Annotated in this window: 13 protein-coding genes; 5 read left to right on the top strand and 8 right to left on the bottom strand. The window is 68.9% G+C overall.

The genetic code is table 11. The features are described from left to right. Positions 1 to 82: 82 nt before the first annotated feature. The 5 genes from ACIBI9_RS12540 to ACIBI9_RS12520 are packed head-to-tail and all read right to left on the bottom strand — an operon-like array spanning position 83 to position 8,271. Complete coding sequence (locus ACIBI9_RS12540; RefSeq protein ID WP_397222086.1) at positions 83 to 2,962, bottom strand: glycoside hydrolase family 3 C-terminal domain-containing protein; 2,880 nt, start codon at positions 2,960 to 2,962, stop codon at positions 83 to 85. Between the two features lie 13 nt (positions 2,963 to 2,975). Further along, positions 2,976 to 3,797 (bottom strand): carbohydrate ABC transporter permease, encoded by an 822-nt coding sequence (locus ACIBI9_RS12535; RefSeq protein WP_397222085.1) that lies wholly within the window; start codon positions 3,795 to 3,797, stop codon positions 2,976 to 2,978. Beyond that, positions 3,794 to 4,657 (bottom strand): carbohydrate ABC transporter permease, encoded by an 864-nt coding sequence (locus ACIBI9_RS12530; protein WP_397222084.1) that lies wholly within the window; start codon positions 4,655 to 4,657, stop codon positions 3,794 to 3,796. Before ACIBI9_RS12530 ends, ACIBI9_RS12535 begins: the two co-directional genes overlap by 4 nt. Continuing rightward, positions 4,658 to 5,965, bottom strand: a complete 1,308-nt coding sequence (locus ACIBI9_RS12525; RefSeq protein WP_397222083.1) for an ABC transporter substrate-binding protein — start codon at positions 5,963 to 5,965, stop codon at positions 4,658 to 4,660. It abuts the gene before it with no gap. A gap of 17 nt (positions 5,966 to 5,982) precedes the next feature. Then, the gene (locus ACIBI9_RS12520; RefSeq protein WP_397222082.1) at positions 5,983 to 8,271 is read right to left on the bottom strand and encodes a TIM-barrel domain-containing protein; all 2,289 of its coding nucleotides are present in this window, start codon (positions 8,269 to 8,271) and stop codon (positions 5,983 to 5,985) included. A 192-nt stretch (positions 8,272 to 8,463) separates the two neighbouring features. Here ACIBI9_RS12520 and ACIBI9_RS12515 point away from each other — a divergent pair, with 192 nt between their 5' ends. From ACIBI9_RS12515 to ACIBI9_RS12505, 3 genes are read left to right on the top strand one after another with little or no spacing between them, the layout of a single operon-like run. Beyond that, a complete protein-coding gene (locus ACIBI9_RS12515; protein ID WP_397222081.1) occupies positions 8,464 to 9,339 on the top strand; it encodes an SDR family NAD(P)-dependent oxidoreductase in 876 nt (291 codons plus the stop codon). Positions 9,340 to 9,342: 3 nt separating this feature from the next. Next, complete coding sequence (locus ACIBI9_RS12510) at positions 9,343 to 10,239, top strand: RNA polymerase sigma-70 factor (RefSeq protein ID WP_397222080.1); 897 nt, start codon at positions 9,343 to 9,345, stop codon at positions 10,237 to 10,239. A 26-nt stretch (positions 10,240 to 10,265) separates the two neighbouring features. Beyond that, positions 10,266 to 11,480 carry a cytochrome P450 gene (locus ACIBI9_RS12505; protein WP_397222079.1) on the top strand — a complete coding sequence of 405 codons (1,215 nt, stop codon included), beginning with the start codon at positions 10,266 to 10,268 and terminating at the stop codon, positions 11,478 to 11,480. 15 nt (positions 11,481 to 11,495) lie between these two features. Here the strand turns inward: ACIBI9_RS12505 and ACIBI9_RS12500 are convergent, their stop codons facing one another. After that, positions 11,496 to 12,317, bottom strand: a complete 822-nt coding sequence (locus ACIBI9_RS12500; RefSeq protein ID WP_397222078.1) for an NmrA family NAD(P)-binding protein — start codon at positions 12,315 to 12,317, stop codon at positions 11,496 to 11,498. Positions 12,318 to 12,410: 93 nt separating this feature from the next. Between ACIBI9_RS12500 and ACIBI9_RS12495 the strand changes: the two genes are divergently transcribed. After that, the gene (locus ACIBI9_RS12495; RefSeq protein ID WP_397222077.1) at positions 12,411 to 12,875 is read left to right on the top strand and encodes a MarR family winged helix-turn-helix transcriptional regulator; all 465 of its coding nucleotides are present in this window, start codon (positions 12,411 to 12,413) and stop codon (positions 12,873 to 12,875) included. A gap of 5 nt (positions 12,876 to 12,880) precedes the next feature. Here the strand turns inward: ACIBI9_RS12495 and ACIBI9_RS12490 are convergent, their stop codons facing one another. After that, entirely contained in the window at positions 12,881 to 14,269 is a 1,389-nt protein-coding gene (locus ACIBI9_RS12490; protein WP_397222076.1) for an NAD(P)H-quinone dehydrogenase, read from the bottom strand. Positions 14,270 to 14,507: 238 nt separating this feature from the next. On the opposite strand from ACIBI9_RS12490, the gene ACIBI9_RS12485 reads away from it, so the two are divergent. Further along, entirely contained in the window at positions 14,508 to 14,999 is a 492-nt protein-coding gene (locus ACIBI9_RS12485) for a gamma-glutamylcyclotransferase (RefSeq protein WP_313044612.1), read from the top strand. Here ACIBI9_RS12485 and ACIBI9_RS12480 read toward each other — a convergent pair. Further along, a complete protein-coding gene (locus tag ACIBI9_RS12480; protein ID WP_397222075.1) occupies positions 14,996 to 16,297 on the bottom strand; it encodes an MFS transporter in 1,302 nt (433 codons plus the stop codon). The genes ACIBI9_RS12485 and ACIBI9_RS12480 overlap by 4 nt on opposite strands. Positions 16,298 to 16,340 lie beyond the last annotated feature (43 nt).

Genomic DNA, 16,340 nt, shown 5'->3' with positions numbered 1-16,340 from the left:
AGAGATAGATAGCATAACTATCCAATTGGGGCAAGAGGGGTTTCGTGGCGGCCATGACCATGCTCATGGCCGCCACGAAACGTCATCGGGCGAGCGCGAAGTCCTTGATCCGCAGGTCACCCTTGAACACGAGGTACAGGCTCCCGCTACCCGCCTTGACCGTGGCGGTCGCCGTACCCCACTGGTAGATGCCGCCGGTGGCGGGCACCTGGACGGTGCCCAGCAGGGCGCCGGTCGGCGAGCCGGAGCGCAGCTCCAGCGAGCCGCCGCTCACCGAGGACACGCCGGCCGTGAAGCGGGAGCCGAAGGAGGCGCCGGTGAAGGAGATCCAGTCCCCCGCCGACCCTTCCACGGCGTCTCCGCCGGCCTTGGTCTCGTCCGCGAACGTCACGCCCGCGTAGTCGTCGAAGTCCATCGCCCGCGTGGTCTTCGCCAGGTCACGTACGGGGATGGTCTCGCCGGAGACCCGCAGCGTGGTGGACTGGCGGATTTTGTCGGACGCCGAGCCGACGAGGACGTCGTGGGTGGCGCTCTCCACGGCCCACTTGCCCCGGGTGTAGTCCCAGACCGCCAGGTCGGACTTCTTCAGGGTGAAGGTCACCGTACGGGTCTCGCCCGGGTTCAGCGTGATCCGCTGGAAGCCGCGCAGCTGCTTGACCGGCTGCTTGAAGCGGGACTCGCGCTGGTGGGTGTAGAGCTGGACCACCTCGTCGCCCTTGACCTTGCCGGTGTTGGTGACCTTGACGCTCACCTTGCCACCCTGGACGGTCAGGCCCTGGTAGCCGAACGTGGTGTAGCTCAGGCCGTGCCCGAACGCGTAGAGCGGCTTGCCCTTTCCGTACAGGTACGTCATCCCGGTCTTGGCCAGGTCGTAGTTGTAGATGTCCGGCAGGCTGTCGCCGGCGGGCCAGGTCTGGGTGAGCCGGCCGGCCGGGTTGACGGCGCCGAAGAGCACGTCGGCGACGGCGTGGCCGGTCTCCGCGCCCGCGTGGGTGGTCCACAGCAGGTTCGGGGCGTCCACGACGACCGGGTAGCTGGTCTCCAGGACGACGACGGTGCGCGGGTTCGCCTTGCGCACGGCCTCGATCAGCCGCCGCTGCCCGGCGCCGAGCTGCAGGTTCGCACGGTCGTGGAACTCGCGCCCGGCCACGAACGGGTGGCTGCCCACCACCACGACCGCGACCTCGGCCTTGGCGGCCTGCGCGGCGGCCGCGGCGACGCCGTCCGAGACGATCTCCTTGCCGAACTTGGCCGCCTGCGCCTTGGGCGCCAGGCCGAGCGTTCCGTCGGCGGCGACGGTCACGTACGGGTCGGGCAGGCCGTACCAGCCCTCGACGGTCTCGTAGCCGGCGTACCTGATCAGGTAGCTGCCGTCGGACTGAGCTTCGAGGGCGAACTGCTGCTGGACGTACCAGCCGTCGGGGTCGGCGTCGTCGGTGTCGAGCGAGCGCCAGTCGCCGCCGAGCAGCTTGCCGTTGCCCGCGTTGCGCAGCGTGGACACGCCGCCGGTCCAGTCGGTCAGGTCCCACTGGGAGGCCGCGGTGGGCGCCGTGTCGATCAGGGCGGCATTGTCATTGGCCCCGGTGCCGGTGGCGGTGAGGTACTTGCCGGAGTCGAGGTGCTTGAGCGCGATCCGCTCCAGGCCCGCGCCGGTGCTGACGTCGCCGACGCGTTCCTTGATCCCGTCCACGGGCGTGACCTGGTACGGCGCCTTGCCCCCGTACCAGTCGCGGTAGAGCGTCCCGGCCAGCGGGCCGACCACGGCCGCCGACTTCGGCTCCTTGAACGGCAGGGCGCCGGAGTTGCGCAGCAGCACCGATGCTCTACCAGCGGCCTCCCGGTTGAGCTTCTGGTTGGCCGGGCTGTTGATCACGTCCTTGGTGATCTTCTTGTACGGCCCGCCGTCCGGGTCGAAGTGCCCCAGCCGCGTCCGGATGGTCAGGACGTTGCGCACGGCCCTGTCCACGTCGGCCACGGTGATGAGCCCCTGGTCGAGCGCGGCCGTCAGGTGCTCGGCCAGCGGCGCGGCGTTGCTGTCGTCGATGGTGTAGCTGTCGAGCCCCGCCTTGAGCACCGCGGCGAACGCCTCGGGCTTGTTGTCGTAGTACTTCTCCAGCTCGGTGAGCGCGTACGGCCCCCAGGCGTCGCTGACGTTGTAGAGCGTCTTGTCCGTCCACGACCTGACCGTGGTGGCGAGGTCGGGGTTGACGTGGTTGGGCCGCCCGTTGACCAGGTTGTACGACGCCATGACCCCGGTGGCGGCGTTGGCCGAGATGGCCGCCTTGAACGCCTGCTCGTAGTACTCGTGCTTGAGCTTCGGCGTCAGGTTGGAGGAGCTGGTGCCGCGGTTGGTTTCGTTGTTGTAGGCCAGGTAGTGCTTCAGCACGGGTGCCGTCTTCAGGTAGACGGGGTCGTCACCCTGCAGGCCCTTGCCGTAGGCGGTGGAGACCGCCCCGGTCAGCAGGGGGTCCTCCGAGTAGCCCTCCTCGTTGCGGCCCGCCCGCGGGTCCCGCAGCAGGTCCACGACGGGCGCCCACACCTGCAGGCCCCACAGGACGGGGTCCGCGTCGTTGTAGCCGCGGACCTCGTCGCCGACGGCCGACCCGACCCGCTTGATCAGCTCGGGGTCCCACGTGCTGGCCAGCCCGACGGCCTGCGGGAACACGGTCCCGCTGGCGAACTTCTGGCTCCAGTTGTCGTTGAGGTGGTTGGACCAGCCGACGCCGTGCAGCGCCTCGGTGCCGTTCTTGTGGTACGCGATGCCCAGCCGCGGGATGGCCGCCTGCGACTGGTGCAGCAGGCCCAGCTTCTCCTGGAGCGTGAGCCGGCCGAGCAGGTCGTCGACCCGCTGTTCCACCGGCAGGGCCGGGTTCTGGAACGGGAAGTCGGCGGCCTGCGCGGGAGGTACGGCCAGCAGCGAGGCCGCCAGCGTGAGGGTGGCTAATAGCGGGATCTTTCGCATCAATGGTTCTCCATCACTTGATGGCGCCGACCGTCACACCTCGGGTCAGCGTGCGCTGGAAGATCAGGAAGAAGGCGACCGCCGGCAGGAGGCCGAGCAGCGCCGAGGCGCTGGACATCGTGGCGTCCATGTACTTCTCGCCCTGCAGCACGGCGAGCGCGACGGGCACCGTCTGGGTGTCGTTCGAGATCAGGAAGATCAACGGAAGGAAGAACTCGTTCCAGGTCCAGATGAAGAAGAAGATCAGCAGCACGTTGAGGGTGGGTCTGCTGATCGGCACCACGATCCGCCACAGGGACCGCAGCCGCCCCGCGCCGTCGATCGCCGCCGCCTCCAGGATCTCCTTCGGGAACTGGCCGAGGACCGCGCTCAGCAAGTATGTGCCGAACGCCGCCTGGATCACCGTCATGACGATGATCACCGACAGTCGGGTGTCGTACAGCCCGACCGCCTTGGCCATGTAGTACAGCGGGTAGGCCAGCGCCTCCTGCGGCAGCGTGTTGGCCACCAGGAACAGCGCGAGGATCGACAGCCGGCCCTTCACCCTGCCGATGCCCAGCGCGTACGCGTTGAGCACCGACAGCACGACGGCGAGCACGGCCACGGACGCGCTGATCAGGAGGCTGTTCCAGAGTTTCGTGCCGAACTCCACCCGGTTCCAGAAGTCGATGAGCCCCTGGAGGTAGAGCCCGTCGGGCAGGCTCAGCGGGCCGTCGGAGCTGTACTCGGCCGGCGACTTGACCGCGTTGATCGCCACGATCGCGAACGGGAACACCATCACGACCGCCAGCACGACCAGCGAGAACAGCACCGCCCAGCGCCCCGGGCCCCTCATTGCTCACGCTCCTGGACCCGCAGGAACAGGAACGTCACCACGATGATGATCAGTGCCAGCACCGTGGCGATCGCGGAGCCGTACCCGACGTTGCTCTTCTGGAAGAAGTTCAGGTACGAGAAGTACGACGGCACCATCGTCGCGTTGCCGGGCCCTCCGCGGGTCAGCACGAAGATCGGCCCGAACACCTTGAGGGCGGCGATCGTGCACGTCAGCAGCACCACGAAGATCTCCGGCCGGATCTGCGGGATCGTGATGTGCCAGAACCTGCGCCACCACGAGGCCCCGTCGATCTCGGCCGCCTCGTAGTAGGCCGGGTCCACGCGCTGCAGGCCCGCCATGAAGATCACCACCGGGTAGCCGAGCTGGAACCAGACCATGACCGCCATGACCGTGGCCAGCGCCAGGTCGGGATCTCCGAGCCAGTCGAGGTCGAGGCCGAAGATCTGGTTGATCGCGCCGTACGACGGGTGCAGCATCCAGCCCCACACCACGCCGGCCACCGCCACCGGCAGCACCTGCGGCAGGTAGTACATGGCCCGCAGCGCCGAGGCCGTGCGCGGCCCGAACCTCTTGCCGATGTAGTCGAACAGGGCGGCCGCCAGCACGAGGCCGATCGCGGTCGGCACGATGGCCATGGCCACGATCAGGCCCACGTTGTGCTGGAACGACTGCCAGAACCGCTCGTCCTCCAGCAGCCTGGTGTAGTTGTCGAACCCGATCCACCTGGGCGTGCCGATCCCCGACCAGCGGGTGAAGCTCGCGCCCACGTTCATGAGGAACGGCACGACGATGACGACCAGGAACAGCAGCAGGCTGGGGGCCAGGTAGAGCCAGTACCCCCTCGTGCGCACCCTCATCTAGTTGCCAATGTCGGCGAGGTTGTCCTCGTACGGCTTGGCGATCTCGTCCAGCACCGCGGCCGGGGCCTTGCTGCCGTTGATGAGGTTCTGGATCCCGGCGACCAGCACGTCGTAGTACCCGGGTGCGGGCCAGTCGGGGTAGAAGGCCAGGCCGTCCTGACTGGTGAGCTTGTTGAACGTCTCGATGAGCTCCTTGCTCTTCGCGTCGGTGATCGCGGCCGGGTCGGCGGCCACGGGGACACCGCCCGAGTTGCCCAGGAGGTTCTGGATGTCCTTGCTCATCGTGATGTCGATGAAGTCGTAGGCCAGGTCCTTGTTCTCCGACTTCTCGGGCACGACCCAGATGTTGCCGCTCGAGCCCGGGGCCATCGTGGCGCCGGGGAAGAGGAAGTGGCCCCACTCGAACTTCTTGATCTCCGAGGCGAAGCGGCCGTACCACCAGCTACCGCTGATCATCATGGGGAACTTGCCGTTCATGAACGCCACGCCCATGTCCTCGGCCTTCAGCCCGGACGAGTTCTTGGCGATGTAGCCCTTCTTCACCCAGTCGGCGAACGTGTCGGCGCCGTAGGTGAACTCGGGGCCGTGGAAGTCGACCTTGCCCTTGTAGGACTGGAAGGCCTCCAGCCACGGCTTCTGCGCCTTGGTCAGCGCGAGCTGGTAGAAGATCTGCTGGGCCGGGTACTCGGCGCCGGCGGTGCCGATGGGGGTCACCCCTGCCTTGACGAACGTGTCCATCGCGGCCGTGAACTGCTCGAACGTCGTCGGCACCTGGACCTTGTGCTTGTCGAACAGGTCCTTGTTGTAATAGACCATCACGAACTCGCCGTAGTTCGGCACGCCGTACCACTTGCCGGAGCCCATGACGCCGCGGTCGTCGTACTTGGCGGTGGTCTGCAGGCCGCCGGGCAGCAACTTGTCCCAGCCGCGCTTGGTGGCCTCCTCGCTCAGGTCGGTGAGCAGCCCCTGCTTGGACAGCAGGCCGGCGGTGGCGTTGCCCTTGTTGTACTCCATGATGTCGGGCGCCTCATCGGAGTTGAGCACCATGCTCGCCGTCTTCTGGATCTGCTCGAAGCCCTTGGCCTCGAACTTGATCTTGACGTTCGGGTGCGACGCCTCGAACTTCTTGATCGCCTCGGTCCACGCCTTGCCCATGGCGCTGTCGGCCGACTCGTAGTGCCAGAGTTTGAGAGTGCGCGGCTGGCTGCTGCTCTGGGCGGACGGGGTCTCCGTGCCTCCCGAGCCGCACGCCGACAGAACCAGGACCGCGACGGCCAGCGCCGCCGCGGCTCTTGACTTCACCATGATCCCTCCAGGGGGTGTTACGAGATTTCGGCCCGCGCGGGAGCACCGGCCACCGGGGCGATCTCGACCCCGGTGACGCGCTTCGGGCCGGTGACGGCGACACGCAGCACATCGCCGTCCCTGGTGGCGACGGCGACCGTCACGCCGTCCGCGTCGTGGATTTCCGCAGTCGCGTCGCCGCCCCCGAAGGCGACGAGGGTGATTTCGGCCGGCACGTCCACCGTGTCCCCGGGGTCGGTGACCACCGGGATGAGCGCGCCGTGCCGGACGAAGAGGGGGATCTGGTCGAGCGGCTTGCCGACCGTGACGTAGCGGGAGCCTTCCAGCACCTCGCCCGTCCAGTAGTCGACCCACGTGCCGCGCGGCAGGTACACCTGGCGGATGCCCTCGGGCGCGGTCATGGGGGCGACGAGCAGGTCCCGGCCGAGCAGGTACTGCAGGTCGGCCTGCCAGGCCACCGGGTCGTCGGGGTGGTCCACGCACAGGGCCCGCATCATGGGCGCGCCGGTGCGGGCCGCCTCGACGGCCGCAGTGTAGATGTAGGGCATCAGCCGGTAGCGCAGCTTCAGCGCGCTGACTGCCTGCTCCTCGACGGCCGGGAACTCCCACGGCTCGCGGGTGGTCGTGCCGTGCAGGCGCAGCAGCGGGGAGAGCGCGCCGAACTGGGTCCAGCGCACGTACAGGTCGTCGGTGGGCCGGCCGGTGAAGCCGCCGGCGTCGTGGCTCCAGAACGGCACGCCGGACAGGCCGTGCGCGAGGCCGCCCCTGATCGTGCTGCCCATGGCGGCGTAGCTGGTGTAGGTGTCGCCGCCCCACTGGGCGCTGTGGCGCTGGCCACCGAGGTACGAGGAGCGGGCCCAGACCAGGTCGTGGCCGTGCACCTCACGGGTCACGGCGGCGACGGCGTCGTTGAACAGCAGGGTGTAGACGTTGTGCAGGTCGGTGCCGCTCATGCCGTTGAAGGCCACGGAGTCGGCGGGCACGCCCTCGGCGAAGTCGGTCTTGAACGTGTCCACGCCCTGGCGCAGGAGGTCGCGCAGCAGGCCCTGGAACCATTCGACGGCCTGCGGGTTGGTGAGGTCCACGATCCCGCACGCCGGGAAGGACCCGTGCCAGCAGTCGGCGACGTAGGTCTCCCCCGCCCGATTCTTCAAGAAATATCCGGCATCAGACGCTTGCGCGAAGGCGGGGCTCAGGTGGGAAATATACGGATTCATCCACAGACAGACCCGAAATCCCATCCCCTTGAGCTCGGCCAGCATCGCGTCCGGATCGGGGAAGTTCACGGGGTCCCACTGCAGGTCCGACCAGTGCCCGTCGCTCTGCCAGTACGTGTCCAGGTGCAGCACGTCGCACGGGATGCCGCGCTCCCTGATCGTCCGCGCCCTGGCCAGCACCCGCTCCTGGCTGTCCACGCAGAACCCCGACGAGATCCAGGTCCCGAACGCCCACTTCGGCGGCAGCGACGGGCGGCTGGTCAGCAGGTCGTAACGGTCCAGGACCTCCGACGGCGTCGGCCCGGCGATCACGTAGTAGTCCATCACGTCGTCCGGCACGAGGATCTGCACGACGCTGTGCGTGGACTGGCACACGTCGAACTCCGTCGGGGCCCCGCTGTCGACCAGGACCCCGTAGCCCTTGCTGGAGACGTACAGGGGGATGTTCTTGTACGCGCGCTGCGACTCGGCGCCGAACGCGTCGAAGTTCCACATGAGCGGGCGCTGGCCGCGCTTGTCCAACCGTGTGAACGACTCCCCGAACCCGCTGAAGGCCTCGTCGGGCGCGGCGGCGAAGCTCTCGTGGTAGGCGACGGGGGCGCCGTTGACGCTGGAGCGGCCGAAGGGCAGCGTACGCAGCCGTCCGCTGATGTCGGTGTGCCCCCGATCCTGCTCGACCAGCGTCCTGCCGGTCGCGTCCGTGAACCTCAGGTGCCACGGAGCCAAGCTGATCTCGGCGCGCAACGAACCCGCGTCGATCACGATCGGCTCGCCTGGCGCGACCCTGGCACGTGCCCCTGGATACGTGCCGGGGGTCACCAGGGAGATGGCTCCTTCCGAGCGCGGCCTGGCGGTCGCGTCCTCCGACAGCCGCACCCGGATGACTCCCTCACCGGCCACTCCCACCTGGACGACCAGCGTCTCCTCCGCCGTGGTGACCGCTTTCACCATCACCTCGGCACCGTCGGCCGCGACCAGCTCCGCGGCGGTCACCGCCGACAGACCACCCTCGCCTCGTCCGCGAACCGGCAGCTCGGGCGGGTCCGCGACGAAGTACTCGTGCGCGACCAATGGGGGTCGATAGGGCATGGAAGCTCCTTATGAACGGCTGCGCCAACTCGTGAGTTAGTTTGCTGTCCATACCAACAAACGTCAACGGTACCGGCCCACCGCGTCCGTAAGTGCAGGAGAGACGCAGGTCACATCCGATGGGTGTTACATCTCTGCCGGGCCGCGTGTCTTGGGGAGTGGAACAGCAGACAGGAAGAACGGAAAGACATCATGAGCAAGGTCTGGTTCGTCACCGGTTCGTCGCGCGGCCTCGGCCGCAACTTCGTCGAGGCCGCCCTGTCCCGGGGCGACAAGGTGGCCGCGACCGCGCGGACCACCGGAAGCTTTGACGAGCTGGTCGCCGCCTACGGCGACGCGGTGCTCCCGCTCGAGATGGACGTGACCGACAAGGCCGCCGTCTTCGAGAGCGTGAAGCGGGCCAAGGAGCAATTCGGCCGTCTGGATGTCATCGTGAACAACGCCGGTTACGCCCAGGTCGGCGCGGTCGAGGAGCTGACCGAGCAGGAGCTGCGCGACCAGATGGAGACCAACCTGTTCGGCGCGGTGTGGGTGATCCAGGCCGCGCTGCCCTATCTGCGCGAGCAGGGCGCAGGGCACATCATCCAGCTGTCCTCGGCGGCCGGGCTCATCGCCATGCCGCTCGGCGGCGCGTACCACGCCTCCAAGTGGGCCCTCGAGGGCTTGAACGAAGCCCTCGCCGGCGAGGTCGCCGACTTCGGCGTCAAGGTGACCATCATCGAGCCCGGCGGCTTCGCCACCAGGTCCGGCAAGAACCCCGACCCGCTCGCCAACGGCCACATGGCCGAGACCGACCCGGCCTACGACGGTCTCCGCCGACGCCTCGGCGCGATCGCCGGAAGGCAGCCCGCCGGCGACCCCGCCGCCGCGGCCCAGGCACTCCTCACGCTCGTCGACTCCGACAACCCGCCCCTGCGGGTGCTCTTCGGCCAGGGCTTCTACCCGATGATCCAGCAGGCCTACGCCGACCGGCTCAAGACCTGGGACGACTGGCAGGATCTTTCGGCACAGGCACACGGCACGCCGGCCGTCGGCGCCCAGCGCCCGGCCGCGAAGGAGAAGGACTGACAGATGAGCGAGCACGCCACCAACCAGGCGACCGAGGCCTTCCTCTCCTACCGCAACCTGCTCTTCACCGTCGCCTACGAGATGCTCGGCTCGGCGGCCGACGCCGAGGACGTCCTGCAGGAAACCTGGCTGCGCTGGGTCAAGGCCGACCTGGCGCAGGTGCACGACCAGCGCGCCTACCTGATCCGGATCACCACCCGGCAGGCGCTCAACCGCCTGCGCAGCATGAAGCTCCGCAAGGAGGCGTACGTCGGTTCCTGGCTGCCCGAGCCGCTGCTCACCGCACCGGACGTGGCCGAGGACGTCGAGCTCGCCGAGAGCGTGTCGATGGCGCTCATGCTCGTCCTGGAGACGCTGTCGCCGACCGAGCGTGCCGTCTTCGTGCTGCGCGAGGTCTTCGATGTGAGCTACGACGAGATCTCGGCCGCCGTCGGCAAGAGCCCCGCAGCCGTCCGCCAGATCGCCTACCGCGCCCGCCAGCACGTCGAAGCCCGCCGCCCGCGCGAGGCGGTGTCCCCGAGCGAGACCCGGGCGGCTCTGGAGTCGTTCCGGCGCGCGCTCGAAGGCGGGGATCTGCAGGGCCTGCTGGACGTGCTCGCCCCTGAGGTCGTCCTGGTGAGCGACGGCGGCGGCATCAAGCAGGCCGCGCCACGGCCCGTCGTCAGCGCCGGCAAGGTGGCCCGCTTCATCGTCGGTGGCATCGGCAAGGCCGGCGTCGTGCTCACCGGTGAGCCCACCGTGGTCAACGGCAACCCGGCGCTCCTCCTGTGCGTGGACGGCGAGATCGACGGCGTCATTGCGGCCCGTGTCGAGGACGCCCGCATCACCGGCCTCTACTACGTCCGCAACCCGCACAAGCTGACCCGCATCGCATCCGAGACCCCGCTCACCCTGCACTGAAGAGACCTATTACTGGGAGGTCGTTGATGACGAAGAGCGATACCGGCCTGCGGTTGCCGGTCGAACGCGGCTGCCCGTTCGCCCCGCCGGCCGAGTACGAGCGGCTGCGCGAGCAGGCGCCGATCAGCAAGGTCCGCCTGGTGAGCGGCACGGAGGTGTGGTGGGTGTCCGGGCACGAGGAGGGCCGTGCCGTCCTCGCCGACAACCGCTTCTCCTCCGACCGGCGCAAGGACGGCTTTCCGCTCTTCAACGTCGATGCGGAGACCCTGCACCAGCTCCGCAGCCAGCCGCCGTTGATGGTCGGCATGGACGGCGCGGAACACGCCGCGGCCCGGCGTCCGGTGATCGGCGAGTTCACCGTGAAGCGGCTGGCCGCGCTGCGCCCGCGGATCCAGGCCATCGTCGACCACTTCATCGACGACCTGCTCGCCACCGACCAGCGGCCGGTCGACCTGGTACAGGCGCTGTCCCTGCCGGTGCCCTCACTGGTCATCAGCGAACTGCTCGGCGTGCCCTACACCGACCACGACTTCTTCCAGAGCTGCACCGCCGTGGCGGTGCGCCGGACCTCCTCGCCGCAGGACCGCCGGCGAGCCCTCGCCGAACTGCGCGCCTACATCGACGACCTGATCACCCGCAAGGAGGCCGAGCCCGGCGACGACCTGTTCGGCCGGCAGATCACCCGGCACCGCCAGGAGGGCACCCTCGACCACGCGGGCCTGGTGAGCCTGGCCTTCCTGCTGCTGACCGCCGGGCACGAGACCACGGCGAACATGATCTCGCTCGGCGTGATCGGGCTGCTCACCCACCCCGAGCAGCTGGCCCTGATCACGGCCGACCCCGGCAGAACGCCCATGGCCGTGGAGGAACTGCTGCGCTACTTCGCCATCGCCGACACGGTCGCCGGCCGGGTGGCCACCGAGGACGTGCGGATCGGCGGGGTGAGCATCAAGGCCGGCGAGGGCGTCATCGTCTCCGGCCTGTCGGCCAACTGGGACCCGGCGGTGTTCAAGAATCCGGCCGAACTGGATGTCGAGCGCGGAGCCCGTCACCACCTCGCCTTCGGCTTCGGCCCGCACCAGTGCCTCGGCCAGAACCTGGCCCGGATGGAACTGCAGATCGTCTTCGACACGCTGTTCCGCCGCATCCCCACCCTGCGGCTCGCCGCACCGGTCGAGGACCTGCCGTTCAAGACGGACGCTGTCATCTACGGCGCCTACGAACTCCCGGTCACCTGGTGACCGGCCCTGCTGTCGTCAGGGTGTGAAGGCGGCCGCGTGCTCCTGCGCCCAGGTGGCGAACGTGCGGCCGGGCCGCCCGATCAGCCGCTCGAGGTCCGCGGTGATCTCGGTCGGAACGCCGTCGTTCGTGCGCTGCCAGTCCAGCAGCGCGTCGGCGAGAGGGCCGGACACGTGGTCGGCCACCTCCGCCTTCCACTCCTCGCGGGTGACGTTCCGGATGGCGATGTCCTGGCCGGTCACGCGGCCGAGGATGTCGATCTGCTCGGCGCAGGTGATCGACTCGGGGCCGGTCAGCAGGTAGGTCCTTCCACTCAGGGTGGGATCGGTCAGGACGGCGGCGGCCGCTTCGGCGAGGTCGGCCTCGTGGATGGGATCGTTGTAGGACCCCGGGTAGGGCAGGCTCACCGGGGCACCGGCCTTGATGGGCCAGGCCCAGGCCAGGGCGTTGCCGGCGAAAGCGCCAGGACGCAGCAGCGTGCTCCGGACGGGGGCGGCGGTCAGGGCCCGCTCGACGTCGAGGTGGGGCTTGGCCAGCGGGTGGGTCTCGGCGTCCCGGGCGAGCACGGCGGACGACGAGAGCAGCACGATGTGCTCCACTCCGGCGGTGACGGCCTCCTTCACGAAGGCGTCGATGTGCGAGGGCTCGGCGTACAGGAAGATCGAGCTGACACCTGAGAGGGCGGCGGGGAAGGTGGCCGGGTCGGTGAGGTCGCAGGCGGCGATCGACGGGTCACCCGGACGGCTTGAGGCGGGGCGGACGGGGAGGCCGCGCCGACGCAGGAGGGCGATGAGCTCGGTGGCGACAGCGCCGCGAGCGCCGGTGACAAGGATGGTCATATCGGAACATGCCTTAATATGGGAGCGTGACGCAAAAACTGCGCCACACAAATGTTGTGTGACGCACATAAATGTGAGGCATGGGACTGTCCGGTGTCAAACCGAGCCGAAACGCTGAAGCAGATCATGGACGAGAGCCAGCGGCACTACGCGGCGTACGTGCTGTTCAACCAGGCACTGGCCGACCATCTGCAGATTCACTCCACCGACCTGCAGTGCGTGGCGCTGCTGGATCTGGAGTCGGGGCCGGTCAGCACCGGCGAGATCGCGCGGCTGACGGGCCTGACGCCCGGCTCCGCCACCCGCCTGGTGGATCGGCTGGAGAAGGCGGGGCTGGTGGTGCGACACCCGGACCCGGCCGATCGCAGGCGGACCCTGGTCGCTCTGGCACCCTCGGCGCAGGAGAGGATCGGCGCGGCCTGGGAGCTACCGGGCAAGGCGTTCAGCGAGGTGCTGGAGCAGTACAGCGACACGGAGCTGACCGTCATCGCCGACTACCTGCACCGGGCCGCCGAAGTGGGCCGCGCCCAGGCCGATCGCCTCGCCAGGGAGAGCTGAAGGGGTCAGATGGCGACGCCCGGCTGCATGAGGCGGCGGGCGGCCTCGGTGATGGAGCCCGAGAGCGACGGGTAAACGGCGAACGTGTGCGCGAGCTGGTCGACGGTCAGCCGCTGCTGCACCGCCACCGACACCGCCAGGATCAGCTCGGAAGCGCGCGGCGCCACCACCACGCCGCCCAGCACGATCCCGGTGTGCGGCCGGCAGAACAGCTTGACGAAGCCGTCGTTGAACCCCTGCATCTTCGCCCGCGCATTGGTGGCCAGGGGCAGCTTGACCACGTTCGCCTCGATCTCGCCCGCCTCGATGGACTGCTGGGCGACCCCGACGGCCGCGATCTCCGGGTCGGTGAAGATGTTGGAGGCCACCGTGGCCAGCCGCAGCGGCTGGACGGCCTCCCCGAGCGCGTGCCAGACCGCGATGCGCCCCTGCATGGCCGCCACCGAGGCCAGCATGAGCACGCCCGTGCAGTCGCCGGCCGCGTAGACGCCGGGCGCGGACGTGCGCGAGACCTTGTCGACCTTGATGAAGCCGCTCTTGTCGAGCTGGACCCCGGCCTCCTCCAAACCGATGCCGGCGGTGTTGGGGATCATGCCGACCGTCATCAGCGCGTGGGACCCCTCGGCCGTGCGGCCGTCCTCCAGGGTCACGACCACGCCGTCGTCCGTGCGCTTGACGGAGGCGGCGCGCGAGCGGCCCATGACGTTCATGCCGCGGCGGCGGTAAACCTCTTCGAGGACCTCGGCGCCGTCGGCGTCCTCGTTGGGCATCATCCTGTCGCGGCTGGAGACCAGCGTGACCTCCGAGCCGAGCGAGCGGTACGCGCCCGCGAACTCCGCGCCCGTCACGCCCGAGCCGACCACGATCAGGTGCTCGGGCAGCTCCTCCAGGTCGTAGAGCTGGCGCCAGGTGAGGATGCGCTCGCCGTCGGGCTCGGCGCCGGGCAGCACGCGCGGCGTCGCGCCGGTGGCCACGATCACGACCTCGGCCTTGATCGTACGGTCGCCCGCCCGGACCACCTGAGGGTCGACCAGCCGCCCGCGGGCCCTGATGATCTCGACACCCTCGGCCTCGACCCGGGTGGCGATGTCGGCGGACTGGGCCTGGGCCAGCTCCTTCACCCGTTTGTTGACCAGCGGCAGGTCGACCCCGACCACGCCCGCGTCGCCGTCGGGCCCGCCGGAGAACGCCACGCCCAGCGACGGCGCGTCGAGCAGCGCCTGCTTGCGGACCGAGGTCGCGATCAACGTCTTGGAGGGCACGCAGTCGGTCAGCACGCACGCGCCACCCGGGCCGTCCTGCTCGATCATCGTGACTTGCGCGCCTAGCTGCGCGGCCACCAGCGCCGCTTCGTAGCCGCCGGGTCCGCCACCGATGATCACGATCCTCGTCACGTAACCCATTGTCCCGCATGGTCTCAGTAAGGCTGCAACTGGGCTGTTGCCACCCGCACACGCCCGATACAGGGCGGACAACGGGTTCAAGATCATGATGGCTGGTATCATGCCGCTCGGTGACGGAGGGATGACACGTCGTCCCCACATCCGAAGCGATGGACCGAGTCGGCCGCCCAGCGTGGCAGGATGGCGCGGTAGCTGGATGACGTGCAGCACCCGCCGAGAGGGGTGGACCGTGGCGTGGCTTTCAGGTCCTGCAGGAAAGCCGAATGAGCCCAGGCTTTATGCCGCGTACGGCTCGAACATGGACCCGGAGCAGATGGCCATGCGCGCTCCGCACTCCCCCATCTGGGGTGTCGGCTGGCTGACGGGCTGGCGGCTGACCTTCGGCGGCAGCGACCCCACCTGGGAGGGCGCGATCGCCACGATCGTCGAGGATCCCGACGAGCACGTGTTCGTGGTGCTCTATGACGTGCCCGACTGGGAGGAGACCTCGCTCGACCAGTGGGAGGGCGCGCTGCGCGGGGCGTACCACAAGGTGCGGCTGCGGGTGCAGACCCTCGACGGGGAGGTCGTGGCCTGGTTCTACGTGCTCGACGGCTACGAGGGCGGCCTGCCGTCGGCCCGCTACCTCGGCAGCCTGGCCGAGGCGGCGGAGCGGGCGGGCGCCCCCGACGACTACGTCAAGGAGTTGCGGGAGCGCCCCTGCACCTCTTACGGCGGTTAACGCAGCGGCTGGTCCTTGGTCTCCTTCAGCACGAAGATGTAGACCAGCGTCGAGATCAGCGCCAGCGCCGACATGTAGTAGGGGAACACCCCGACGTTGCCGGCGTCCTTGAGCGCGGTGCCGATGAGCGGCGCGGTGCCACCGAAGATCGCCACAGTCAGCGAGTACGGGAAACCCGCGCCGGCCGCGCGCACCCTCGTCGGGAAGAGCTCGGAGTTCACCGCGGCCGAGATCGAGGTGAAGCAGCCCAGGAACAGCATGCCGATCAGCTGCACGGCCAGCAGGCTCCCGAACGAGTTGCCCAGCGTGCTGAGCAGCGGCACCGGCAACACCACGAAGGCGACGCCGAAGGTGATCAGCATCGGCTTGCGCCCGATGCGGTCCGACAGCATGCCGAGCAGCGGCTGCAGCACCATGAAGAACAGCAGCGAGATCGTGCCGACCGTGAGCGACTGCGCCGCGTCGAACTTGACCGTGATCTGCGCGTAGATCGGCAGGAAGCTGGTCCAGGTGTAGTACGCCACCGTGCCCGCGATCGTGATGCCGACGATCGTGGCGGCCGCCTTCGGGTAGCCCACCAGGAACTCGAACAGCTTCGGCCGCTTGGCCTCACCACGCTGGATCTCCTCGGCCACGGCCGAGGTCTCGTCGGCGCCCTTGCGGATCCACAGGCCCACGAGGCTGATCACGGCGCCCACGATGAACGGGATGCGCCAGCCGTAGGAGGCCATGTCCTCCTTGACGAGGCTGGAGGCGAGCAGCGCGGCCAGGCCGGAGGCCAGCAGCTGGCCGATGGTGGTGCTGACGTACTGGAAGCTCGAGTAGAGGCCGCGCCGCCCGGGCGGGGCCGACTCCACCAGGAACGTCGTGGCGGCGGCGAACTCGCCGCCCACGGACAGGCCCTGGATGAGCCTGGCGAGGGTCAGGATGACCGGCGACAGGAGGCCGACGGCCTCGTACGTCGGCGTCACGCCGAGCAGCAGCGAGCCCGCGCCCATCAGCACGATGGTGAACGTCATCGCGGCCTTGCGTCCGAACCGGTCGGCGAACGCGCCGACCAGCAGGCCGCCCAGCGGGCGCATGAAGAAGCCCACCGCGAACACCCCGTAGGCGCTCAGCAGTGCCACGAGGCCGCCCTCGCTCTTGGGGAAGACCTGGGCGGAGAAGTATGTCGCGAGGAACGTGTATGCGTACCAGTCGTACCATTCCACGACGTTGCCGATGCTGGCCGCCATGAGCTGGCGGACGCGACTCTTCGGAATGCCGACCGGTGATTGTGCCACGGGGGAGGTCGCCACGGGGGGCTCCTTTGCTGCAAAGTGCGGAGATGGCTTACTGTGC

The sequence above is a fragment of the Nonomuraea sp. NPDC050451 genome (assembly GCF_044458585.1).
The sequence above is the reverse complement of the archived record's forward strand: the minus strand, read 5'-3'. Positions and strand labels throughout refer to the sequence as shown.